The organism is Pseudomonas sp. DP-17, from assembly GCF_022380625.1.
Lineage (GTDB): Bacteria > Pseudomonadota > Gammaproteobacteria > Pseudomonadales > Pseudomonadaceae > Pseudomonas > Pseudomonas nitroreducens_A.
The window spans coordinates 467,498-490,764 of sequence record NZ_JAKSXG010000001.1; the positions used below are offsets into that span (position 1 = coordinate 467,498).

The following is a 23,267-nucleotide window of genomic DNA, read 5'->3' on the forward strand; positions in this document are numbered from 1 at the left end:
GACAATCGGCGGACTTCCTCGAAGAAGGTCCGCCGATCATGCCATTTCGCGCCCGCCGGCCGCCAACGGAAATCCGCTCTTCAGCCAGCCGCCAGCGACATTATTTCCCGGACTTCACCTGGGTCCAGGTGCGAGTCCGGATGCGCTCCAGTTTCGGCGGTAGCATTTCCACCGAGAACAGCTTGGCCTGCACCTCGGCTGGCGGGTAGACGTTGGGGTTGTCGTGCAGCTCCCTGGAGATCAGCCCGTCCGCCGCCTGGTTGGGGTTGGCATAGGCGACGTAGTCGGAGATCGGCGCAACCACTTCCGGGCGCAGCAGGTAGTTGAGGAAGGCGTGAGCCTGCTCGACGTTCTTCGAGTCCTTGGGAATCGCCAGCACGTCGAACCAGGCGGCGGCACCTTCCTTGGGAATGCGGTATTCGATGTGGATGCCGTTGCCCGCTTCCTTGGCGCGATTGGCCGCCTGCATCGCGCCGCCGGACCAGGCCAGGGCCACGCAGACATCGCCATTGGCGAGATCGGTGACGAACTTCGAGGAGCTGAAGTAGGTGATGTTCGGGCGCAGCTTGGCCAGCAGTTGCTCGGCCTTCTTGTAGTCGTCCGGGTTGTGGCTGTTGGGCGACAGGCCCAGGTAATGCAGCACCTGCGGGATCACCTCGGTGGGCGAATCGAGGAAGGCCACGCCACAGGATTTCAGCCTGGCGAGGTTTTCCGGCTTGAATACCAGGTCCCAGGAGTCCAGCGGCGCGTTGTCGCCCAGTACGGTCTTGACCTTGTCGACGTTGTAGGCGATGCCGTTGGTGCCCCACATGTAGGGCATCACGTACTGGTTGCCCGGGTCCTTGCTCTCCAGCACCTTGAGCAGTGCGGGGTTGAGGTTTTTCCAGTTCGGCAGCTTGCTCTTGTCCAGTGGCTGGAATACCCCGGCCTTGAGGTAGTTGGGGAGGAAGCTGTCGCTGGGCACGACCACGTCATAGCCCGAGTGCCCGGAAAGCAGTTTGGCTTCCAGCACTTCGTTGCTGTCGTAGACATCGTATTGCGGTTTGATGCCGGTCTCGCTCTGGAAGCCCTTGAGGGTGTCCGGGCCGATGTAGTCGAACCAGTTGTAGATGCGCACTTGCGGTTCAGCGCTGGCAACGCTGGCCGTGACGAGGGTGGCGGCGGCGAGCAGGCCGCGCAGCGCGGTTTTCTTGTTCATGTCCTTCCCCAGTTGGATGCGCTCGCACCCTGACCCCTTCAAACAACGGGTCGCGAGCCAATAAATGCAGAGTGGGCGGACACTTGTCCGCCCACTCTGGTGATCAGCGTGCAGCGCCTTCGTAGCCCTGCAGCACGTTCACCGCGTTGACGCCGATGGCCTCCACCGCGTAACCGCCCTCCATGATGAACAGGGTCGGAATGCCCATGGCGGCAATGCGCGCGCCCATCTTCAGGTAGTCCGGACTGTCCAGCTTGAACTGCGAAATCGGGTCGTCCTTGTACGTATCCACGCCCAGGGAGACAACCACCGCGTCCGGCGCGTAGGCGGAAATCTTCCGGCAGGCATCCTCCAACGCGGCGGACCAGCCATCCCAGCCCGTGCCGTGGGCCAGCGGGTAGTTGTGGTTGTAGCCTTCGCCGGCGCCTTCGCCGTGCTCGTCGGCGTGGCCGAGGAAGTACGGATACTCCACCAGCGGGTCGCCATGGATCGAGGCGAACAGCACGTCGTTGCGGCGGTAGAAGATGTCCTGGGTACCATTGCCGTGGTGGTAGTCCACGTCGAGGATGGCCACGCGTTTGGCGCCCTGGTCAAGGAACGCCTGACTGACGATGGCGGCGTTGTTCAGGAAGCAGTAGCCGCCCATGAAGTCGCTTCCGGCGTGGTGGCCCGGCGGACGGCACAGGCCGAAGGCCATATTGGCGCCCTGGCGCATGTGATCCTGGGCGGTCAGCGCGACCTGCGCCGAGCTGTACACGGCCTGCCAGGTGCCGGCGGTGATCGGCGCCTCGGTGTCGAAGCTGTAGTGGCCCAGCTCGCCCATCAGCGCGGTCGGGATCGGACCGTCACGGCGCAGGCGGCGGCCCGGGAAAGTAGTGGAGACCAGGTCGCCGGTATGGCCTTCGGCCGCCCAGCGGGCCCAGGCCCCCTTGAGGAATTCGACGTAGCGGCTGTTGTGCGCGCGCAGGATCGGGTCGAGACCGAAGTCCTGGGGGGCGATGATCTCGCCCAGGTTCTGCGACTTCACGCGGGCCAGCACGGTGTCCGCGCGGCTGGGCATCTCGAAGCAGGGCTGGAGTTTGCCGTCGACCAGTTCGGACTGGCCGAAATGCAGTCGGTGATCATCGCTGTACACGGTAAGCATGGGAGTACCCTCTGAAGGATTCTTGTTGTCCGGTGACGGAATTCTGCCCAGCGACCGCGCCGCACAGAACAGCGGAAGCGGCCAAAAGGGGATCGATATGGCCAGAATTTATGACCTTTAACCATCTGCATTACTGAACACTGCTGATTCCAACGGCAAAGAACAACCGCAGCGGCGCTATGCTCAGGGAATTGTCCGGCCCCGGGGCCGGTCGAACATCATCAAGCGTTTTGACCACAGGATGGGGGAACATGCGGGAAACCTTCCTACGCGCCTGCAGCCGTGCACTGCTGATGCTCACCTTATCGCTGGCCGGCAGCGCCGCCGTGCTGGCGGACGAGCCGACCGACGTCGAGGCCGGCGATTCCATCCAGTTGCCGGACCTGCCGGAGGACGCAGGCGTTGCGCAACTGAGCGCACGCCTCGAACTGATCCGCCAGCGCGTCTCCGCCGACAGCGACGACGGGCTGCTGTCGAACCTGCGGCAGTCCGCGCTGGCCGTGCAGGCCCGTGCGGAACAGAACGCCAGCGACATCGGCACGGCACTGTCGCGCACCGAGGACCAGCTCAAGGTGCTCGGCCCGGTCACGCCCAACGAGGCCGAGACTCTTACCCGGCAGCGCAACGACCTGACCGATGCCCAGAAGGATCTGCAGAAGCAGTTGGAGCGCGCCAACCAGCTGGACAAGAACGCCCAGGACCTCGCCGCGCAGATCGTCAACCTGCGCCGCAGCCAATTCAACTCGCAGATCGCCACGCGCTACCCGCCGCCTCTGAGTCCGCGCTTCTGGTCGACGCTCATCCGCCCCACCGACGATGACCTGACCCGCCTGCAATCCATGCGTACGCAGCTCGGCGAAGCCTTCGCCACCACCTGGCAGCCCCAGCACCGTTCGCCCTTCATCGCCAGCCTGATCGTCGCCGTGCTGCTGTGGATTCCCGGCCGGCGTCTGCTCGAACAATTGCTGACCAAGGCGATGATCCGCTGGATCCCAGTCGGCCGGCTGCGCCGCAGCGCCCTGGCGGTAGCGGTCGGCCTGGCCACCATCCTTACGCTGGGTGGTGGCGCCACGCTGATCCATGAGGGCATGAACTGGCATGACCAGCTCAGCGGCAACATGGCCAACCTGGGCGGCCAACTGCTCTCGCTGGTGATCTTCTGTACCTTCACCGCCGGCCTCGGCCGCGCACTGCTGGCTGTGCAGCGGCCATCCTGGCGTCTGCCCGACCTGCCCGATCCGGTGGCAAGCGCCCTCTCCCCCTTCCCCTGGCTGATGGCCTGGCTGCTGCTGGTGCTGGGCACCCTGGATCGCGTCAACAGCGCCAGCGGCGCCAGCCTCGCCTTGACCGTGGCTGTCAACGGCCTCACCGCCCTGGCCACCGCCCTGTTGTACGGCATCGCCCTGTACCGCTACCGCCGCGCGCGTCGAGAAGCCGAGGGACACGAAACCTCCGCGCTGGCCGGCATTTTAGTGCTGGCAATGCTGATCACCGTGCTGCTGATCGTCCTGGCGCTGGTCACCGGCTACCTGTCACTGGCCTACTTCCTCGCCGGCAAGCTGCTCTGGGCCAGCGTGGTCTGCGCCACCGGCTACCTGCTGACGACCCTGTTCGTCGACCTCTGCGAGGTACTGTTGTCGCCGCGCCAACCCATCGGTGAACGCCTGGCGGAAAACCTCGGCGTCGACCCGCGCCACCAGGCGCAGTTCGCCACCCTGCTGACCGGCGCCGGGCGCACGCTGCTGGTGCTGTCCACGCTGCTGATCGCCTTCTCCACTTCCGGCACCAGCCCCGGCGAACTGCTCCAGGGTCTGGTGCAACTGGTGGAAAGCGGCCAGTCGCTGGGGCGTCTGAACATCGTCCCGCAGGACATCCTGCTGGCCCTCGGCACGCTGGCCGCCGGGCTGTTCGGCCTGCGCCTGCTCAAGCGCTGGCTGGCCGACGAGCTGTTGCCGGAAACCCGCATGGACGCTGGCATGCGCGCCTCGCTGGTAACCCTGGTGGGCTACATCGGCATGGTCATCCTGGTGCTGCTGGTGCTCTCGGCGCTGCGCATCAACCTCACCAGCCTGACCTGGGTGGTCAGCGCCCTGTCGGTGGGCATCGGTTTCGGCCTGCAGGCCATCGTGCAGAACTTCATCTCCGGCCTGATCCTGCTCACCGAGCGCCCGGTGAAGGTGGGCGACTGGGTCAGCCTGACCGGCGGCGTGGAGGGCGATATCCGGCGAATCAACGTGCGCGCCACGGAAATCCAGATGTCCGACCAGTCCACGGTGATAGTGCCCAACTCCCAGTTCATTTCGCAGAACGTGCGCAACGTGACCATGGGCAGTGCGCTGGGCGTGGTCGGCATCAACCTCACCCTGCCGCTGGACACTGACGTGCAGAAGGTCCGCGAGCTGATGCTCAAGGCCTACGGCGAGCACGAGAATATCGTCGAGACCCCGGCGCCTTCGGTGACCTTCAAGGACCTGAGCGCCACCGGGCTGACGCTCGCCGCCTCGGGCAACGTCAGCAGCCCGCGTGCGGTGTACTCGACCAAGAGCGACCTGCTGTTCACCATCTTCAGCGGCCTGCGCGAGGCGGGCATCAGCTTGAGCACGCCACAGAATCTGATCTTGCAGCGACCGCAGGTCTTGCGCGCCCAGCCCGACGACGAAGCGGCTGCACCGCAGGTCGGCGACGCCGCCGGGCCAACCCCGCGGCCGTAAGATGGAAGGGTGACGCCGGCAGGGCCGCCTTGCCGGCCTTCGCGCAACAGTCCCGTTCGGGAGTCGCCGTTGCGCCCTCAGCGCCCGTGCCCGCCGTTGGCCGGCGCTCCGTCGCGGCCTGGGCCGCTTTCGTCCTCGCCGCCCCTCCAAACCCACGGTGTGCCGCCGGGCTGCTGCCTGGGGCTCGCAGGGGAGAACACGCGATGGACGAAGCCAGACTCAACGAGTTCATGGGCAAACTGGTCACCGACATGGGTGGCGCGGCGATGCTCGCCAACATCATCCTGGGCGAGGAACTGGGCCTCTACAAAGCCATGGCCGACGGCCAGTGGCTGAGCCCGACGCAACTGGCCGAGCGCAGCGGCTGCAATGCCCGCCTGCTGCGCGAATGGCTCAGCGCCCACGCCGCATCCGGCTACATGGAGCACCAGGACGGCAACTTCCGCCTGCCCGAGGAGCAGGCCATGGCCCTGGCTATCGAGGACTCGCCGGTCTACGTCGCCGGCGGCGCTTCCGTGGTCGCTGCGCTCTACCACGACAAGGACAAGCTGGTCGCCGCCATGCGCGGGGACGGCGGCCTGGCCTGGGGCGATCACCATCCCTGCATGTTCTCCGGCACCGAGAAGTTCTTCCGCCCCGGCTACCGCGCGCACCTGGTCGCCGAGTGGCTGCCGGCCCTCGATGACGTGGTCGGCAAGCTCGAACGCGGCGCGCGGGTCGCCGACGTCGGTTGCGGCCACGGTGCCTCCACCATCGTCATGGCGCAGTCTTTCCCGAGTTCGAACTTCGTCGGCTTCGACTACCACCAGCCGTCCATCGACGTCGCCAACCAGCGCGCCGGCCAGGCCGAAGTCTCCGAGCGCGCCAGCTTCCAGCGCGCCAGCGCCAAGGACTACCCCGGCAACGACTACGACCTGATCTGCTTCTTCGATTGCCTGCACGACATGGGCGACCCGGTGGGCGCGGCGCAGCACGCACGCCAGGCACTCAAGCCGGACGGCACGGTACTGCTGGTTGAGCCCTTCGCCAATGACCAGCTAGACGACAACCAGAACCCGGTAGGCCGGCTGTTCTACGCCGCCTCCACCTTCATCTGCACGCCGAACTCGCTGTCCCAGGAAGTCGGGCTGGGGCTGGGCGCCCAGGCCGGTGAAGCGCGCCTGCGCAAGGTGTTCGAGGAAGCGGGCTTCAGCCGCTTCCGCCGTGCAGCGGAAACGCCATTCAACCTGATCCTCGAGGCCCGCCCGTAACGCTTCCCCGATTGGCCACAGCGCCCGGCATTCGGGCGCTGCAGCACGGAAACAATTCGTCATCTTGCCGTCATCAATCGGTTATGTGGCCCGTTGAAACTCGCAGGCTTTCAACCCAGGGAAGCCCCCCGAGATGTTCAATAAGAAGACTGCCCACCAAACTGCATCCCTCGCCCTGCTCGTCGCCGCCCTCGCCGGCTGCGCCGGCCAACAGCAGGTCGCCAGCAAGGAAGCGACATCCAACAACGACGACTGGTACCTGGTGCGCACCGAGTCGACCCTTTATGTATTCGACGACGCCACCGTCTATCGCGACTACCTGGTAACCGGCAAGACCGAGCACACCAAGGCCGTCGGCGAGAAGGACAAGTTCGGCCAGGACATCGTGCTGGTGGTGCGCGCCGAGGACCAGGGCAAGGACGTGAAGAAGATCGCCGGCTACCAGTTCCTCAAGCAGAGCCTGCCGCCGGCCGCCGGCTTCTACGGCGAAATTCGCCAGGAAGGCGTGATCTACGTGGCCCAGCGCTATGGCGACATGGTCGACATGAACGGCCTGGGCGAACCGATCTTCCGCCACACCGAAATCGCCAGCGGCCCCAACGGCGAGCGCGTGGTGTACCTGATGCAGAAGGAAGAGAAGAAGCCGGTCGGCCTGATCGCCCGCTTCCAGAAGATCTACGGCATCACCCCCGCCAAGGGCTGATGACGAAAATGCGCGCATTCCGGGGAGGGAGTGCGCGCATTTTGTTGTAGCCGGCGCCGCAACGGCGCGGGTGTGCGCTAGCTGGAAGGCTCCAGTTGCACGGCAGAAATCGTCTTCGGCGCCTCGATGCCCCAGTCACCGAACTGATACCAGTCATCGCCGAGCATCTCGGCCGGGTGCATGGTGCGGTCCGCACCGTTGCCACAGGCCAGATTGGTGGCCGGGCAATAACGGTCGCAGCCCCAGCAGATGCGCTCGGGGTGCGGCGGGTTGAGCGGGAATTTCTTGGCCATGGTCAGGCCCTCGGAGGTTTCCTTGTGGGATTCCTCAAGGCTATGCCCAGGACATCCAAGGGCTCCTTGATCCACGACAAGCCCGAGGGAAATTTCACGCGTGGCGTTTATGCACGGAAGTGACTGGGCGGCTGTCCGCTCCAGCGCTGGAAGGCATGGCGCAGGCTGGCGGTTTCGCTGAAGCCCAGTTCCTCGGCGATGCGGTAGATCGGCATGTCGCCGTCCTGCAGCAGTTCCTTGGCGCGGGCGAAGCGCAGCTCGTCGAGCAGTTGCTGGTAGCTGGTCTGCTGTTGCTGCAGGTGGCGGCGCAGGCTGCGCGAGGAACAGTTGAGGCGACGCGCCAGTTCTTCCAGGCCCGGCGGCTCCTGCAGGCGCTCGCCGAGGATCGCGCGGACCTTGTCCAGCCAGGCGCGGCGCGCAGCGAGGTCGATGTTCTGCCGGCGGCACTGTTCGAGCATCTCGCGATGGGTCACGGCATCGGCCAGCGGAAGGCGCATATTCAGCCAGCTCGCGGGGAAGCCGATGGCGCTGCGCGCGCGGTCGAAATCCAGCTGGCAGCCGAACAGCGTGGCGTAAGCGGCTCGGCGGTCGGCCGGGCCGGCGTAGTCGAATTCGGCGCGCACCAGCGGCAGCGGCTGGCCGAGCAGGTCGGCGCAGGCCACCTTCAGCGACCCCAGGCACAGCTCGGTGTTGAACGGGCGCATCGCCTCTTCCTCGCCATAGCCGGTGGCGACCAGCCAGGCCATATCGCCGTCCACTTCCAGTGCCAGGTGGAAGTAGGTGCCCAGCAGCACCGGATAGCTCAGCCCGATGCGCAGCGCCTCGCCCAGGGTCGGCGCGGAGATCAGCGCATAACCCAGCAGGCCGTAGGCGGTGATCCGCGTGCGCACGCCCAGGCGCAGGCCGAGGGCCGGCTCGCCTGCGAGGTTCTGCACGTTGGCGAAGACCTGCTGCTCCTGCCAGGGGCTGACCAGCCGGCGCAGATCGAGCAGGTCATCGCCGGTAATGCCGCTGCCCTCGAGGATGGACTCGCGGCTGTACCCCTCGGACTCCATCAGGGCGACGGTCAGCGAGGTCATGTGCAGGGAGTTGAGCCAGGTGGAGCGGGAGAAGGTCAGAGGATTCATTCGATGCCCATCGTAGACGCTACGGTGCGCCGCCGGGTGTTACCGCGACAGGCGCAGGTCAGGAGCAGGCAAGTTGCGTGCCGGCCACCCAGCGTGGCCGGATCGATCCCCATGTTACGGGGCTCGGGACGTCGGGCGGAAGCGATTCCACCCGACAGCGGGGTTACCTTTGCGGACACAGGACGGTGCGCGCGCACCGTCCTGATGCTCAATGGCGGTGGAGTTAACCGCGGGAGAGGAAGCGCATGCCCTCTTCCAGGCCACTCAGGGTCAGCGGATACATCTGTTCCTTCACCAGCTCGCGCACCAGACCGGTGGAGGCGGTGTAGTTCCAGGTGTCCTTCGGGTAGGGGTTGATCCAGATGAGCTTCTTGTACTTCTCCATGAAGCGCTGCATCCAGACGTAGCCGGCCTCTTCGTTCCAGTGCTCGACGCTGCCGCCGGCCTGGGTGATCTCGTAGGGCGCCATCGCGGCGTCGCCGACGAACACCACCTTGTAGTCCGGTCCGTACTTGTGCAGCAGGTCGAAGGTGGCGGTGCGCTCGCTGGAGCGGCGCAGGTTGTTCTTCCACACCGACTCGTAGATGAAGTTGTGGAAGTAGAAATATTCGAGATGCTTGAACTCGGTCTTGCAGGCCGAGAACAGCTCCTCGCAGACCTTCACATGGGCATCCATGGAGCCGCCGATATCCAGCAGCAGCAGGAGCTTCACGGTGTTGCGGCGCTCGGGACGCATCTGGATGTTGAGCAGGCCGGCATCCTTGGCGGTATGGTCGATGGTGCCGTCGATGTCCAGCTCTTCCGCCGCACCCTCGCGGGCGAACTTGCGCAGGCGGCGCAGGGCGATCTTGATGTTGCGCGTGCCCAGTTCGACCTGGTCGTCGAGGTTCTTGTACTCGCGCTGGTCCCAGACCTTGGCGGCCTTGCCCTGGCGCTTGCCGGCGTCGCCGACGCGAATGCCCTCGGGGTTGAAGCCGCCGGAACCGAACGGGCTGGTGCCGCCGGTGCCGATCCACTTGTTGCCGCCGGCGTGGCGTTCCTTCTGCTCTTCCAGGCGTTTCTTGAACTCCTCGATGAGCTTGTCCAGGCCGCCGAGCGACTGGATCTGCGCGCGTTCCTCGTCGGTCAGCAGGCGCTCGAATTCCTTGCGCAGCCACTCTTCGGGGATCAGCGCCTTGAGGTGGTCGTCGAGCTTTTCCAGGCCCTTGAAGTAGGCGCCGAAGGCCCGGTCGAACTTATCGAAATGGCGCTCGTCCTTCACCATGATGGTGCGGGCGAGGTAGTAGAACTCGTCCATGTCGGCGAACACGACGCGGTGCTTGAGCGCATCGATCAGGTCGAGCAGCTCGCGCACCGACACCGGCACCTTGGCCGCGCGCATTTCGTTGAACAGGTTGAGCAGCATGGATATGCCCTCGGAAATCGCAGGTAACGGTTCCCTCTCTCTTCAGGGAGAGGGTTAGGGAGAGGGCAAGCACGGCACGGGGCCATTCCCTCTCCCCGGCCCTCTCCCTGAAGGGAGAGGGAGTAAGAACATCAGCGGCTCGCGCGACGGCTCATGAAGGCAAGGCGCTCAAGCAATTGAACGTCCTGCTCGTTCTTCACCAGGGCGCCGGCCAGCGGCGGGATGGCCTTGGTGGGGTCGCGTTCGCGCAGCACGGCTTCGCCGATGTTGTCGGCCATCAGCAGCTTCAGCCAGTCCACCAGCTCGGAAGTGGAGGGCTTCTTCTTCAGGCCCGGCACCTTGCGCACGTCGAAGAAGATGTCCAGCGCCTCGCTGACCAGCGTGCCGCTGATCTTCGGGTAGTGCACGTCGACGATCTTCTGCAGGGTCTCGCGGTCGGGGAAGGCGATGTAGTGGAAGAAGCAGCGGCGCAGGAAGGCGTCCGGCAGTTCCTTCTCGTTGTTGGAGGTGATGATGATGATCGGGCGCTGTTTGGCCTTGATGGTCTCGTTGGTCTCGTAAACGAAGAACTCCATCTTGTCGAGTTCCTGCAACAGGTCGTTGGGGAACTCGATGTCGGCCTTGTCGATCTCGTCGATCAGCAGGATCACGCGCTCTTCGGCCTCGAAGGCCTCCCAGAGCTTGCCTTTCTTGATGTAGTTGCGCACGTCGTGGACCTTGTCCACACCCAGCTGCGAGTCGCGCAGACGGCTGACCGCGTCGTACTCGTAGAGCCCCTGGTGGGCCTTGGTGGTGGACTTGATGTGCCAGGTGATCAGCTTGGCGCCGAAGGACTCTGCCAGCTGCTCGGCGAGCATGGTCTTGCCGGTACCCGGCTCGCCTTTCACCAGCAGCGGGCGCTGCAGGGTGATGGCGGCGTTGACCGCCAGCTTGAGGTCGTCGGTGGCGACGTAGGACTGGGTGCCTTCGAACTTCATCGGTGAATCCTCGAACGGTAGCGGCCGGGGAAGGCCCGGGCGGAAAAGTGCGTTGGGTAGGCTGCGACTATAACGCGCATGGCGCTCGACTGTGAACGCAGGACGGGCATTCAGTCACTGAATGCCCGGTCACCCTTCATCCAGCCACGCGCGGTATCGGCGACGGCCTGTGGTTTCCAGTGGAGCCCGACACCGACGCCGCCGCGCCCATCCTTATGCCGGTTCTGCGTCTGGACTGGAAGGCGGGCTGGGAATAGGCTTTCTGATCACCTTCGAGCGACAAGGACTCTCATCATGAGCCGCATCTACGCAGACAACGCGCAGTCCATCGGCAATACGCCGCTGGTCCAGATCAACCGCATCGCCCCGCGCGGCGTCACCATCCTGGCCAAGATCGAAGGGCGCAACCCGGGCTACTCGGTGAAGTGCCGGATCGGCGCCAACATGATCTGGGATGCCGAGTCCAGCGGCCGCCTGAAGTCAGGCATGACCCTGGTCGAACCCACCTCCGGCAATACCGGCATCGGCCTGGCCTTCGTCGCCGCCGCCCGTGGCTACAAGCTGATTCTCACCATGCCTTCCTCCATGAGCCTGGAACGCCGCAAGGTGCTCAAGGCCCTCGGCGCCGAACTGGTATTGACCGAGCCGGCCAAGGGCATGAAGGGCGCCATCGCCAAGGCCGAGGAAATCCTCGCCAGCGACCCGGCGAAATACTTCATGCCGGCGCAGTTCGACAACCCGGCCAACCCGGCGATCCACGAGAAGACCACCGGCCCGGAAATCTGGAACGACACCGACGGCGCGGTGGACGTGCTGGTCGCCGGCGTCGGCACCGGCGGCACCCTCACCGGCGTGTCACGCTTCATCAAGAACACCAAGGGCAAGCCGATTCTCTCGGTGGCTGTCGAGCCGGTCGCCTCGCCGGTGATCAGCCAGGCGCTGGCCGGTGAAGAAATCAAGCCCAGCCCGCACAAGATCCAGGGTATCGGTGCCGGCTTCGTACCGAAGAACCTCGACCTGTCCCTGGTCGACCGCGTCGCCACCATCGCCGACGAAGACGCGAAGAACATGGCCCTGCGCCTGATGCAGGAAGAAGGCATCCTCTGCGGCATCTCCAGCGGCGCCGCCATGGCCGCCGCGGCAAAGCTCGCCGAAGAGCCGAACATGCAGGGCAAGACCATAGTGGTGGTGCTGCCGGACTCAGGCGAGCGCTACCTCTCCACCATGCTCTTCGACGGCCTGTTCGAGGACCAGGAACTGGTCCAGTAAGCTCTATTCCGCCCCTTCGCGGGGCGGATTCCTACCTGCCGTTCCGAATCGGTGCGGCCCAGGTCACGTGCGCTGTCTGCGGACCCGCAGGCAGCCATGGCCCCTCGCCATGTTCCGGCAAAATGGTTAATTCTTGTGCAGCCCCGCGACGAAGCGTCGCCCATCTTTCGCGGATGGTCCGGGCTTTCCGCACCGTTGTCAGGAACACAAGAATGAAAATTTCCGCCCCGTTGCTCTCCACCCTCGCACTCTCGCTCTCCGTTGCCGCTGGCGCCGCCCAGGCCGAGAGCGTCAAGATCTACAACTGGTCCGACTACATCGCCCCGGACACCGTGCCGACCTTCACCAAGGAAACCGGCATCCAGGCGACCTACGACGTCTACGACAGCAACGAGACCCTCGATGGCAAACTGATGACCGGCAAATCCGGTTACGACATCGTGGTGCCGTCGAATCACTTCATGGCCAAGCAGATCCAGGCCGGCGCGCTGAAGAAACTGGACAAGAGCCAGCTGCCGAACTGGAAGAACCTCAACCCGGTGCTGATGAAGGCGCTGGAAGTGAACGACCCGGGCAACGAGCACGGCTTCCCCTACCTGTGGGGCACCACCGGCATCGGCTACAACCCGGCGAAGGTCAAGGAAGTGCTGGGCGACAACGCGCCGATCGACTCGTGGGACATCTTCTTCAAGCCCGAATATATGGAGAAGCTGGCCAAGTGCGGCGTAGCGGTGCTGGACAACGGCCCGGAACTGCTGCCGATCACCCTGAACTACCTGGGCCTGCCGCATCACAGCCAGAAGCTGGATGACTACAAGAAGGCCGAGGAAGCGCTGCTCAAGGTGCGTCCGTACGTCCGCTACTTCCACTCCTCCAAGTACGTCAGCGACCTGGCCAACGGCGAGATCTGCGTAGCCATCGGTTTCTCCGGCGACATCCTGCAGGCCGCCACCCGCGCCAAGGAAGCCAAGAACGGCGTGGAAATCCAGTACTCCACCCCGAAGGAAGGCTCGCCGCTGTGGTTCGACATGGTCGCCATGCCCAACGATGCGCCGGATGAGAAAGCCGCTTACGCCTTCATGAACTACCTGCTGCGCCCCGACGTGATGGCCGGCGTAAGCAACTACGTGCACTACGCCAACGGCAACCTCGCCGCCGACCCGCTGGTGGACAAGGCGATCAAGGCGGACCCGGCGATCTACCCGCCGCAGGACAAGATGGCCAAGCTGTTCGCTCTCGAATCCATGCCGATGAAGATCGACCGCGTGCGCACCCGCACCTGGAACACCGTCAAGACCGGCAAGTAAGCGTCACCTTGACTGACAACGCGCGGCTCCGGCCGCGCGTTGTGGTTTTCGTCGCGCAAGTCGCACTTTGCCGTGCGACTCGCACAGGGCTCGCCAGCAGCAATCCGTGCCGCTATAGTCAGCCTACGCAGCCCGGTGGCTGCTCCACTGAACAGGTTCGCCTTCCATGTCCCGATACCCATTGCCCGATCCGGCAATCAACGTCGCAGCCTCCCCGGCACGCGGCGAGGGTGCGGGTGCGGCCTGTCCTCCCCCGCCTCCTGTCGTCGCTGTCGCGTCGCCTCCGCCTCCCGGTGCGGCCTACCCGCCACCCGGCGTGAGTTTCTGACGCCCCACGCGTTTCCCATCGCCTGGTTTGCCGCGCTCGACTGACGCGGCTCCCGGTATGTGTCCGGCCCATCGAAGGCCGGTCGTGATCTGCCTGACGACAGGTGTATTGCATGATTTCGCTCAACCGTTCCACCCTGGCCGGCCTGGCCAGCACCTCCCTGTTCGTGCTGCTGTGGAGCAGCGCCGCCATCATCAGCAAGTGGGGCCTGGCCCATGCTTCGCCGATGGTGTTCCTCATCGCCCGCTTCGGCACCGCACTGGTGGCGCTACTGGTCCTCTCGCCACTGATCGGCCTGCGCTGGCCACGCGAGCGCAAACAGGTGCGCCACGCCGTGCTCACCGGCCTGGTGATGCTGGGCATCTACCCGATCTTCTACCTGATGGCGCTGGACCTGCACGTTACTCCGGGCGTCATCGCAACAGTGCTGGGCGTGCAACCGATGCTGACCAGCTTCCTGCTCGAGCGCCGCCATTCGGCGCCGCGCCTGGGCGGCCTCGCACTGGGGCTGATCGGGCTGGTGATGGTGGTCTACCAGAGCATCGGGCTGTCCGGGCTCACCTTCGCCGGCCTAGCCTGCTGCCTGCTGGCGTTGCTGTCGATCACCGGTGGCTCGATCCTGCAGAAGAACATCCGCGACAACCCGCTGGGCACCCTGCCCCTGCAATACATTGCCGGGCTCGTGCTGTGCCTCGCCGTTGCGCCCTTCCAGCCGCTGCACGTGGAGTGGAACGCCGCGTTCATACTCAGTGCGCTGTGGATGGGTCTGATGGTCTCGGTGCTGGCCACCGTGCTGCTCTATCGGATGATCGCGGCGGGCAACCTGGTCAACGTCACCAGCCTGTTCTACCTGGTGCCCGCGGTCACGGCGCTGATGGACTACGCGGTGTTCGGCAATCGCCTTTCAGCCCTGGGCCTGCTTGGCATGGGGCTGATCGTGGTGGGGCTGATGCTGGTATTCCGCCAGGCAACCCCGGCGCTTGAAGCCAGGGCGACACAGGCTGTGGATAACCGCTAGCCCGCCCAGGAAGATGCAGGCAAGGATCGCTCCTCGCCTGCATTTCACTCAGTTCGCGGCTTCCGCCTTGGGTTGCGGTGCCGGGCGCAGCACCAGCCACAAGGCCAGTGCAATGAGCACGCCGCCCTGCAGGTGCGCCCAGGACAGCGACTCGTCCAGCAGCAGCACGCCCCAGAACACACCGAACGGCGGAATCAGGAAGGTCACTGTCATGGTCTTCAGCGGGCCGATGCTGGCCAGCAGGCGGAAGTACAGGACGTAGGCGAAGGACGTGCAGAGAAAGCCAAGGCCAGCCAGCGCCAGCAGTATCTTCGGTTCGAGAAGCGGCGCCAGCGGCATGTCCAGGCTCGTACCCAGGAAGAACGGCAACAGGCACAGGGTCGCGCCGGTCTGGCTGCCCAGGGCCGAGACACCGAAGTCCAGGCCACCCTGGTCGTTGATCCAGCGCTTGGTGACGAAGCCGGCGAAACCGTAGCAGGTCGTCGCCACCAGGCAGGCGGCGGCGCCCCATAGCAGTCCCGCATCAAAAGGCGCCGGGCCGGCGCGGGTCAGCACCGCCACACCGGCCAGTCCCAGCAGCACGCCCCCCGCCTTGGCGCCGGTCAGTGACTCGCCGAAGAACAGCGAGCCGATCAGCACGCCCATCAGCGGCGTGGTGGCGTTGAAGATCGCCGAGTAGCCCGCCGGCAGGAATTGCGCCGCCAGGCTGTACATCAACACCGGGATGCCCGAGCTGATCACACCGATGGTCAGGATGCGCGAAAGCTTGCCGCGAAAGTCCCAGCGTGTGCGCATCGCCAGCAGGATCACGACCAGCCCGATGGCCGAGAGGAAAACCCGGAAGAACGCCGTCGGCATGACACCAATGGCGGGCACCAGTTGGCGCATGAAGAGAAAGCTGGCGCCCCAGATGGCAGCCAGAGCGAGCAGGTTCAACAAGGCAGCGACGTTCATCGCAAAGAGCTCCAGGGCAGGCGAACCACCAGCCTACGCCGGTGGAAAACAGCATCCATCCATAGCTGACTTTCAAAGTCCACCGTCAGCGGCAACGCAGCCGGGCCATGCTCAGTGCGTCGGCGAATTCGCCATCGCGGAAGGCGTAATCGCGTAGCGTGCCTTCCTCGACGAAGCCGAACTTGCGGTACAGCGCAATGGCGGGCTCATTGTCGGTATAGACCGTGAGTTCGACGCGACGCAGGTTCATCCAGTTATCGGCAATTTCCAGCAACTCCGCCAACAGCCGACTGCCAATGCCTCGTCCTTGCCACGCCGCGGCGACGCCCATGCCGATGCTGCCGGCATGACTGCGGCGCAGGCGAATGCACTTGTCCAATGTGGCAGTCCCTACCAATTCGCCCTGATGCATGGCCGCCAGCGTCACCAGCCCCTCCTCATCCAGGCACATGCGCTTGCGCCACAGAGCGGGTGCCTGATACGGCATCTGCAGCACCTGGCGCGCCACGGCAGGCTCATTGTAGAGGGCGGTCAACGCGTCAATATGCTGCTCGGTGCAGCGCTCAATGTGGATCTCGTTCATCGGATATCAGCTCCTTGCCGAAACGATTGCCCCAGGGAACGGGCCGACCAGCATACGCGCGAAATCGGCGGGAAAGTGGCGGCAAATGCCGACGAATCCGCCCTTTCCCTTGCCGTCCCCCCTGGCTAAGCTCGCTGCACAAGAACTCTGCAGAGGCACTCCCATGGCTCAGCACTGGCCAGCGACCGAGATCGCGACCCTGATCCTCGAAGGCTTCGACGACTACCGCGCGAAGTTCCACCAGATCACCGCCGGAGCGCCCGCGCGTTTCGAGCAGGCGCAGTGGCAGGAGGCCCAGCGGGCTTCCGCCGAACGCATCGAGCTGTACGAGGAAATGGTCGCCGAGACCGTGGGCCGCCTGACCCGCGCCATGGCCGGCATCGACCTGGTGGACGTGGAGCGCTGGCCGATCGCGAAGAGCGCCTACATCACCCTGATCGATCCGCGGCTGGACGACGAACTGGCGGAAACCTGGTTCAACTCGATCTTCTGCGGCCTGTTCAGCCACGACAACATCAGCGACGGCACGATGTTCGTGCACACCACTCGGCCCTCGCTGCGCGCCCATTCGCGCGATCCGCACACGCGCATCTACCGCCCCGGCGGCAAGCTGCGCCAGGCGCTGGAGAACATCTTCGATGACTACCGTTTCGCCGTGGACTACGACGACCGCGAACGCGACCTCGAGCGCATGGACAACCTGCTGCATGCCAACCTGCCGGACTGGGTGTGCAAGGACCCGACCCTGACCATCGAACTGATCGGCTCGGTGTTCTACCGCAACAAGGGCGCCTACCTGGTGGGCCGCCTGTTCACTCCCGAGGAGCAGTGGCCGCTGGTGTTCCCGCTGGTGCACCACGAGGGCCGCGGCATCCAGTTCGACACGGTGATCACTGACGAGGCGGAAGTCTCGATTATCTTTTCCTTCACCCGCTCCTACTTCATGGTCGACGCGCCGGTGCCGGCGGAAATGGTCGCCTTCCTCAAGCGTCTGCTGCCGGGCAAGCACATCGCCGAGCTGTACACCTCCATCGGCTTCTACAAGCAGGGCAAGAGCGAGTTCTACCGCGCGCTGATCAACCACCTGGCCACCACCGACGACCGCTTCGTCATGGCCCCAGGGGTGCGCGGCATGGTGATGAGCGTCTTCACCCTGCCGGGCTTCAACACCGTGTTCAAGATCATCAAGGACAACTTCAACCCGGCCAAGACCGTTGACCACGCCACGGTGATCCAGAAGTACCAGTTGGTGAAGAACCATGACCGCGTCGGGCGCCTGGCCGATACCCAGCAGTTCGCCGACTTCCGCTTCCCCGTGGGCAAGTTCGATCCCGACTGCCTTGCCGAACTGCTCGACGTCGCGCCCTCCACCGTGATGCTGGAAGGCGACGTGGTGCTGATCCGCCACTGCTGGACCGAACGCCGCATGACCCCGCTGAACATCTACCTGGAACACGCCACCCCGGCGCAGGTGGAAGAAGCGCTGAAGGATTACGGCCTGGCAATCAAGCAACTGGCGGCGGCGAACATCTTCCCCGGCGACATGCTGCTGAAGAATTTCGGCGTCACCCGCCACGGCCGCGTGGTGTTCTACGACTATGACGAGATCAGCTACCTGACCGAAGTGAACTTCCGCCACATCCCGCCGGCGCGCTACGAAGAGGACGAGATGTCCTCCGAGCCCTGGTACTCGGTGGGGCCGATGGACGTATTCCCCGAGGAATTTCCGCGCTTCCTGTTCGTCGACCTGAAGCTTCGCCGGCAGTTCGCCAAGCTGCACGGCAACCTGTTCGACGCGGACTATTGGAAGGGGCTGCAGGAGCAGATTCGCGCGGGCAAGGTGATCGACGTGTTCCCCTACCGCCGCCACGAATCGCCGGAGGAAGCACTGGCGCGCTAGCGGGTACGTTGTAGGGGACCGATCCTACAGTGTCTACTTTGCGTCGTTTGGCAAAGCAGGTCGCCCGAGGGGGCGAAACAGGAAGCCAGCGCGCACTCCGGCGCGACGCGAGAAACAATGGCGCGAGGCTGACACATCGCGGACGAAGTCCGCTCCTACACGAGGACAAGCGCCGGAGCTGGCGCATTCGCGAGCAAGCTCCTAGAAGAGCCGTCGAGGTTCAGTTCCAATGCCGCCGCGAAGCGCGGCGGTTGTCCCCCAGGCCCACCAGCGCCGCCACCGAGGCCATCAGCACCTCGGCGATCCACGCCAGCAGCAGGCCGCCGGCCAGCGCCCAGCCGATGGCCTCGGGCTCCAGCACCACCTGGTAACGATAATTCGCGTAGGTTTCCTGCAGCAGCTCGTGGTTCGGCGCAGTCAGCATGTGCAGCGCGCGCTGGTACCAGTTGCCCTGCAGCGCCTGCCATTCGTTCTCGAACAGCTGGGCGCGGCGCACCAGGCGCTCGATGTTATCGGCGTCACGCTGGAATACCGGATCGGCGCTGCCACGGTAGTGCGCCACCAGGGCACTCAGGTCACCCTTGAAGAACTGCCCCGATGTGTCCTTGAAGCCCTGCAGTGCCTGGGCTGCCTCGATGCGGTGGGCGTCGACGCGTTGCGCGTAGTCCTTGATGAAGCCCGGCACCTGGACCGCGACCATCAGCCCCAGCGCAAACAGCACCATGCGTACGTAGCTGCGTAGCATTCTTTTCCCCTTCGTTCTTATGGATGTGCAAGGCGACGCCGGATTCTCCCGTTTGCCGCACCGGCATTCCGGGAATGCTTCACGTCCCGATCAGATGCGGCCCTGGGTGACGATCTCGCCACGCCACCAGAGCATCCATTCGCCGCCCTGCATCAGGGTCCAGTTTTCGTTGTCGGTCAGCGGTTCGGTGGCAATCACCGTCACCACGTCGTTGGGTGTGGTTTCCGACTGGAAGTCCACCGTGACGTCGGCATCACGCAGGCGGGCCGGGCCGAACGGCGCGCGTCGGGTGATCCAGGCCAGCTTGGTGCTGCAGAAGGTGAACAGCCAGTCGCCGTCACTGAGCAGGCAGTTGAACACGCCCTTCTCCCGGTAGGACGCGCAGGCAGTGACCAGCGTGGGCAGCAGCACCTCTACCGGCACGGGCTCGGGAAAGGCCCGGCGCACGCGGTTGAGCAGGTCGCAGAAAGCCGCTTCGCTGTCGGTGTCGCCCACTGCGCGGTAGAGGCCGGGCTCGGGATGGAAGTCGGCGAGCTGGCCGTTGTGGGCAAAGGTCCAGTAGCGGCCGCCCATTTCGCGCACGAACGGGTGAGTGTTGGACAGGCAGACCTGGCCGACGTTGGCCTGGCGGATATGGCCGATCACCGCTTCGCTCTTGATCGGATAGCGCTGCACCAGCCGCGCGACTTCCGAGTCGACGCTGGCGGACGGATCCTGGAACAGCCGCACACCGCGCCCTTCATAGAAGGCAATGCCCCAGCCGTCGCGGTGCGGGCCGGTGCCGCCGCCGCGCTGCATCAGCCCGGTGAAGCTGAAGACGATGTCCGTCGGGACGTTGGCGCTCATGCCGAGCAACTCGCACATGAATCAGTTCTCCTCCATCAGTGCCTCGCGCAGCTGATGCAGCTCGCGTTCCAGGCGATTCTGCATCCTTTTCCGCCCCAGCGGCAGGAACCGCGTGAGCGCGCGCAGCAGCAGGGCCGGCAGGTCGTTCAGCTCACGCGGGATAAGGTGCAGGTGAAAATGTGCGACATGCTGGTTAGCCGCGGGGCCATCGTTGACCAGCAGGTTGATGCCGACCCGTCCGTAGCCGGCGCGGCGCAACACCCGTTGCATGCGCTCGGCCAGCGGTATCAGGCCCTGCTGCGCCGCCTCGGGGAGCTGGTGCAGGAAGGTTGCGTGCTCGCGGGCCACCAGCAGCAGGTGTGCGGGGCGCAGGGGGTAGATGTCCAGCAGCACGATGAAATGATCGTCTTCGTAGAGGATACGGGCCGGCACGCGACCGGCCGCGATGGCGCAGAACACGCAGTCCATGGGAACTCCTCGAAAGGCTGTTCAGTTCATGCTGGACGCGTGCGGGGCAGGACGCAAGGCCGGACTAGAGGCGCGGTTCGATCCGCGCGCGGTTGTCGCGCCGTTCGCTCGGATGGGCGTCGACGCCCTCGACCAGTTCAGGCTGCATCAGCTGGCGCAGCGTCGGCTCGTCTTCGGCTTCCTTGTCCTGGCGGCGCTTCTTCAGCGAACGCTCCAGTGGCCAGCGGATCAATACGAACAGCAGGTACAGGCCGAACGCGGCAAGCAGTACCAGGGCAAGATCGGAGACGGCGCGCCAGGCGTTGTTGCCGACCTTGAACACCACGTCCAGTGCGGTGATGGCGATCGCCGGGGCGTACAGGTTGTTCGCCGGGTCCACCGGGGTCGGAGTGAACAGCAGCACGATGACGATCACCCGCAGGGGTTCGCGCAGCCAGCGCCACATCCACCCGGTCATCAGGAACCAGACCAGGGTCAGGCCAAGGCCGGCGGCGATATAGGCGCCCCAGGCAAGCGTGTAATCGTGTTCGTTCATGCGCGTGCGTACGTGCGGTGTCGACAGAGGGGTGCGTATGATAGCTGCTTTTCCCCATGGGTGCGCAGCCGGGCGTCATCCATGCCGCCGCCGAGGATTCGCCATGACCGACCGCCAGCCCCCCATCGCCCGCCGCGAGGCCGCCGCCGATCCCTATGCCTGGCTGGAGAACCGCGACGCCGAAGATGTCCTCGACTACCTGAAAGCAGAAAATGCCTACCTGGAAGATCGACTTCTTCCTCAGACGAAACTGCGCGAAACCCTGTTCCAGGAGATCAAGGGCCGCATCCGCGAGACCGACCTGTCGCTGCCCACGCCCTGGGGCCCCTGGCTCTACTACCAGCGCACCACAGCCGGCGACGAGTACCCACGCCATTACCGCAGCCCGCGCCCAGCCGATGGTTCGCTGACCGTCGAGGCGAGCGCCGAGCAGTTGTTGCTGGACCCGAACGAACTGGCTGGCGACGGCTTCCTGTCGGTCGGCGCCTTCAGCATCAGCCCCGATCATTCGAAGCTGGCCTACAGCCTGGATACCAGTGGCGACGAGATCTACACCCTCTACGTGAAGGAACTGGCTGACGGCAGCGTCACCACCCTGCCCTTCGACGACTGCGACGGCAGCCTGACCTGGGCCAACGACAACCGCACCCTGTTCTTCGGCGAGCTGGACGACACCCATCGCCCGCACAAGCTCTATCGCCACCGTCTGGGCGACAGCGGTGCGCAGCTGATCTTCGAGGAGCCCGACGGGCGTTTCTTCCTCAACTGCTACCGCGCCAGCTCCGAGCGTCAGCTGGTCCTGCTGCTCAACAGCAAGACCACCAGCGAAGCCTGGGTGCTGGACGCCGACAAGCCCGAGGGCGAGTTCGTCTGCCTGGCCCCGCGCGAAGAAGGCCACGAGTACTACCCGGACCATGGCCGTCTCGAGGACGACTGGGCCTGGCTGATCCGCAGCAACCAGGCCGGCATCAACTTCGCCCTTTACCACGCCAGCGAAGCGCAGCCGACCCGCGAGCACTGGCACGAGCTGGTGGCGCACCGCGACGACGTGATGCTCGAAGGCCTGACCCTGAGCGCCAGCGCACTGACCCTGAGCCTGCGCGAAGGCGGCCTGCCGATCGTCGAAGTCCACCCGCACGGCCAGCCGGCGCACCGCGTCGACCTGCCGGACGCCGCCTACAACCTCTACGTGCAGGACAGCCTGGAGTTCGACAGCGCGGTGATCCGCCTGCGCTACGAGGCCCTCAATCGCCCGGCACAGATCCGCCAGCTGGAGCTCGCCAGCGGCGAACAGAAAGTCCTCAAGCAAACCCCGGTGGAGGGCCCGTTCGACGCCGACGCCTATGAAAGCCGCCGCCTCTGGGCCGACGCCACCGACGGCGTGCAGGTGCCGATCAGCCTGGTCGGCCGCCGCGAGGTGCTGGAAGACATTGCTCGCGGCAAGCCCGCGCCGCTCTACCTCTATGGTTATGGCGCCTACGGCGAGAGCCTCGACCCCTGGTTCTCCCACGCCCGCCTGAGCCTGCTGGAGCGCGGCTTCGTCTTCGCCATCGCCCATGTGCGCGGAGGCGGCGAGCTGGGTGAAGCCTGGTACCGCGCCGGCAAGCTTGCGCACAAGCAGAACACCTTCAGCGACTTCATCGCCTGCGCCGAACACCTGCTCAGCCACGGCTACAGCACCCCGACGCAACTGGCAATCAGCGGCGGCAGCGCCGGCGGCCTGCTGATCGGCGCGGTGCTCAACCAACGCCCGCAGCTGTTCGCCGCGGCCATCGCCGAAGTGCCCTTCGTCGATGTGCTCAACAGCATGCTCAACCCCGACCTGCCGCTGACCGTCACCGAGTACGACGAATGGGGCAACCCGCAGGAGCCGGAGGCCTACGAGCGCATCCGCGCCTATGCACCCTACGAGAACGTCAGCGCGCAGGACTATCCCGCCCTGCTGGTGGTGGCCGGCTACAACGACAGCCGCGTGCAGTACTGGGAAGCCGCCAAGTGGGTGGCCAAGCTGCGCGTCAGCAAGACCGACAACAACCTGCTGCTGCTCAAGACCGACCTGGGCGCCGGCCACGGCGGCATGAGCGGTCGCTACCAGGGCCTGAAGGACGTCGCGCTGGAATACGCCTTCCTGTTCAAGGTGCTGGGCATCGAAGGCAACGCCTGATGCTCTATACCTGCCCCTGCTGCGGCTACTTCAGTTTCGGCGACCCTCCGGGATCGTACGAAATCTGCGAGATCTGCTGCTGGGAAGACGATCACCTGCAGCTCTGCTTTCCCGACGCACGCGGCGGCGCCAACGCCGTGAGCCTGATCGAAGCGCAGGTCAACTTCGTGCAGTGGGGCGCGTGCGAACGGCGCTTGCGTAGCAAGGTGCGCCCGTCGACCATCGATGACGTGAAGGACGAGCGCTGGTTCCCGTTGTGGCAAAAACGCGTGGAGCTGCCCGACGACAAGGCGCCGCTGACCGGCGAGGAAGCCTGCTACTGGCTGCGCACGCCGGCCTGAG

Annotated in this window: 21 protein-coding genes; 9 read left to right on the forward strand and 12 right to left on the reverse strand. The window is 65.1% G+C overall.

Going from position 1 to position 23,267, the window contains the following annotated elements:
• Positions 1-100: 100 nt before the first annotated feature.
• Positions 101-1,198, reverse strand: a complete 1,098-nt coding sequence (locus MJ122_RS02120; protein ID WP_239742044.1) for an extracellular solute-binding protein — start codon at positions 1,196-1,198, stop codon at positions 101-103.
• Positions 1,199-1,301: 103 nt separating this feature from the next.
• Positions 1,302-2,342 carry a histone deacetylase family protein gene (locus tag MJ122_RS02125; protein WP_088416621.1) on the reverse strand — a complete coding sequence of 347 codons (1,041 nt, stop codon included), beginning with the start codon at positions 2,340-2,342 and terminating at the stop codon, positions 1,302-1,304.
• A 251-nt stretch (positions 2,343-2,593) separates the two neighbouring features.
• On the opposite strand from MJ122_RS02125, the gene MJ122_RS02130 reads away from it, so the two are divergent.
• From MJ122_RS02130 to MJ122_RS02140, 3 genes are all read left to right on the forward strand, one after another.
• Positions 2,594-5,053 (forward strand): DUF3772 domain-containing protein, encoded by a 2,460-nt coding sequence (locus tag MJ122_RS02130; RefSeq protein WP_239742046.1) that lies wholly within the window; start codon positions 2,594-2,596, stop codon positions 5,051-5,053.
• 203 nt (positions 5,054-5,256) lie between these two features.
• Positions 5,257-6,303, forward strand: coding sequence for a class I SAM-dependent methyltransferase (locus MJ122_RS02135; protein ID WP_239742047.1), 1,047 nt, complete (start codon positions 5,257-5,259; stop codon positions 6,301-6,303).
• Between the two features lie 133 nt (positions 6,304-6,436).
• Positions 6,437-7,006: a hypothetical protein gene (locus MJ122_RS02140; protein WP_239742049.1), complete on the forward strand. Its 570-nt coding sequence runs from the start codon at positions 6,437-6,439 to the stop codon at positions 7,004-7,006.
• Positions 7,007-7,083: 77 nt separating this feature from the next.
• Here the strand turns inward: MJ122_RS02140 and MJ122_RS02145 are convergent, their stop codons facing one another.
• The 4 genes from MJ122_RS02145 to MJ122_RS02160 form a co-directional block, all read right to left on the reverse strand.
• A complete protein-coding gene (locus MJ122_RS02145) occupies positions 7,084-7,299 on the reverse strand; it encodes a DUF3079 domain-containing protein (protein ID WP_024765270.1) in 216 nt (71 codons plus the stop codon).
• Positions 7,300-7,406: 107 nt separating this feature from the next.
• Complete coding sequence (locus tag MJ122_RS02150; protein WP_088416618.1) at positions 7,407-8,426, reverse strand: AraC family transcriptional regulator; 1,020 nt, start codon at positions 8,424-8,426, stop codon at positions 7,407-7,409.
• 223 nt (positions 8,427-8,649) lie between these two features.
• Positions 8,650-9,831 (reverse strand): VWA domain-containing protein, encoded by a 1,182-nt coding sequence (locus tag MJ122_RS02155; protein ID WP_017518512.1) that lies wholly within the window; start codon positions 9,829-9,831, stop codon positions 8,650-8,652.
• A 131-nt stretch (positions 9,832-9,962) separates the two neighbouring features.
• The gene (locus MJ122_RS02160) at positions 9,963-10,808 is read right to left on the reverse strand and encodes a MoxR family ATPase (protein WP_015476360.1); all 846 of its coding nucleotides are present in this window, start codon (positions 10,806-10,808) and stop codon (positions 9,963-9,965) included.
• Between the two features lie 294 nt (positions 10,809-11,102).
• Between MJ122_RS02160 and cysK the strand changes: the two genes are divergently transcribed.
• The 3 genes from cysK (at position 11,103) to MJ122_RS02175 (ending at position 14,730) form a co-directional block, all read left to right on the forward strand.
• The gene (cysK, locus tag MJ122_RS02165) at positions 11,103-12,077 is read left to right on the forward strand and encodes a cysteine synthase A (protein ID WP_017518511.1); all 975 of its coding nucleotides are present in this window, start codon (positions 11,103-11,105) and stop codon (positions 12,075-12,077) included.
• Positions 12,078-12,289: 212 nt separating this feature from the next.
• Positions 12,290-13,384: a polyamine ABC transporter substrate-binding protein gene (locus MJ122_RS02170; protein WP_017518510.1), complete on the forward strand. Its 1,095-nt coding sequence runs from the start codon at positions 12,290-12,292 to the stop codon at positions 13,382-13,384.
• A gap of 440 nt (positions 13,385-13,824) precedes the next feature.
• Positions 13,825-14,730: a DMT family transporter gene (locus tag MJ122_RS02175; protein ID WP_239742051.1), complete on the forward strand. Its 906-nt coding sequence runs from the start codon at positions 13,825-13,827 to the stop codon at positions 14,728-14,730.
• Between the two features lie 48 nt (positions 14,731-14,778).
• Here MJ122_RS02175 and MJ122_RS02180 read toward each other — a convergent pair whose 3' ends face one another.
• Complete coding sequence (locus MJ122_RS02180) at positions 14,779-15,684, reverse strand: DMT family transporter (RefSeq protein ID WP_239742053.1); 906 nt, start codon at positions 15,682-15,684, stop codon at positions 14,779-14,781.
• Positions 15,685-15,769: 85 nt separating this feature from the next.
• Entirely contained in the window at positions 15,770-16,267 is a 498-nt protein-coding gene (locus MJ122_RS02185) for a GNAT family N-acetyltransferase (protein ID WP_088416614.1), read from the reverse strand.
• Between the two features lie 163 nt (positions 16,268-16,430).
• Here MJ122_RS02185 and aceK point away from each other — a divergent pair, with 163 nt between their 5' ends.
• Positions 16,431-18,167 carry a bifunctional isocitrate dehydrogenase kinase/phosphatase gene (gene aceK, locus MJ122_RS02190; RefSeq protein WP_088416613.1) on the forward strand — a complete coding sequence of 579 codons (1,737 nt, stop codon included), beginning with the start codon at positions 16,431-16,433 and terminating at the stop codon, positions 18,165-18,167.
• Between the two features lie 220 nt (positions 18,168-18,387).
• On the opposite strand, the gene MJ122_RS02195 is transcribed toward aceK, so the two are convergent.
• From MJ122_RS02195 to MJ122_RS02210, 4 genes are all read right to left on the reverse strand, one after another.
• Entirely contained in the window at positions 18,388-18,912 is a 525-nt protein-coding gene (locus MJ122_RS02195; RefSeq protein WP_088416612.1) for a DUF2937 family protein, read from the reverse strand.
• 90 nt (positions 18,913-19,002) lie between these two features.
• Positions 19,003-19,776 (reverse strand): class II glutamine amidotransferase, encoded by a 774-nt coding sequence (locus MJ122_RS02200; protein ID WP_088416611.1) that lies wholly within the window; start codon positions 19,774-19,776, stop codon positions 19,003-19,005.
• Between the two features lie 3 nt (positions 19,777-19,779).
• Entirely contained in the window at positions 19,780-20,226 is a 447-nt protein-coding gene (locus MJ122_RS02205; RefSeq protein ID WP_088416610.1) for an HIT family protein, read from the reverse strand.
• A 64-nt stretch (positions 20,227-20,290) separates the two neighbouring features.
• Positions 20,291-20,761: a hypothetical protein gene (locus MJ122_RS02210; RefSeq protein WP_017518502.1), complete on the reverse strand. Its 471-nt coding sequence runs from the start codon at positions 20,759-20,761 to the stop codon at positions 20,291-20,293.
• A gap of 103 nt (positions 20,762-20,864) precedes the next feature.
• Between MJ122_RS02210 and MJ122_RS02215 the strand changes: the two genes are divergently transcribed.
• Positions 20,865-22,925: a S9 family peptidase gene (locus MJ122_RS02215; protein ID WP_239742055.1), complete on the forward strand. Its 2,061-nt coding sequence runs from the start codon at positions 20,865-20,867 to the stop codon at positions 22,923-22,925.
• A complete protein-coding gene (locus tag MJ122_RS02220; protein ID WP_239742057.1) occupies positions 22,925-23,266 on the forward strand; it encodes a CPCC family cysteine-rich protein in 342 nt (113 codons plus the stop codon). Before MJ122_RS02215 ends, MJ122_RS02220 begins: the two co-directional genes overlap by 1 nt.
• Position 23,267 lies beyond the last annotated feature (1 nt).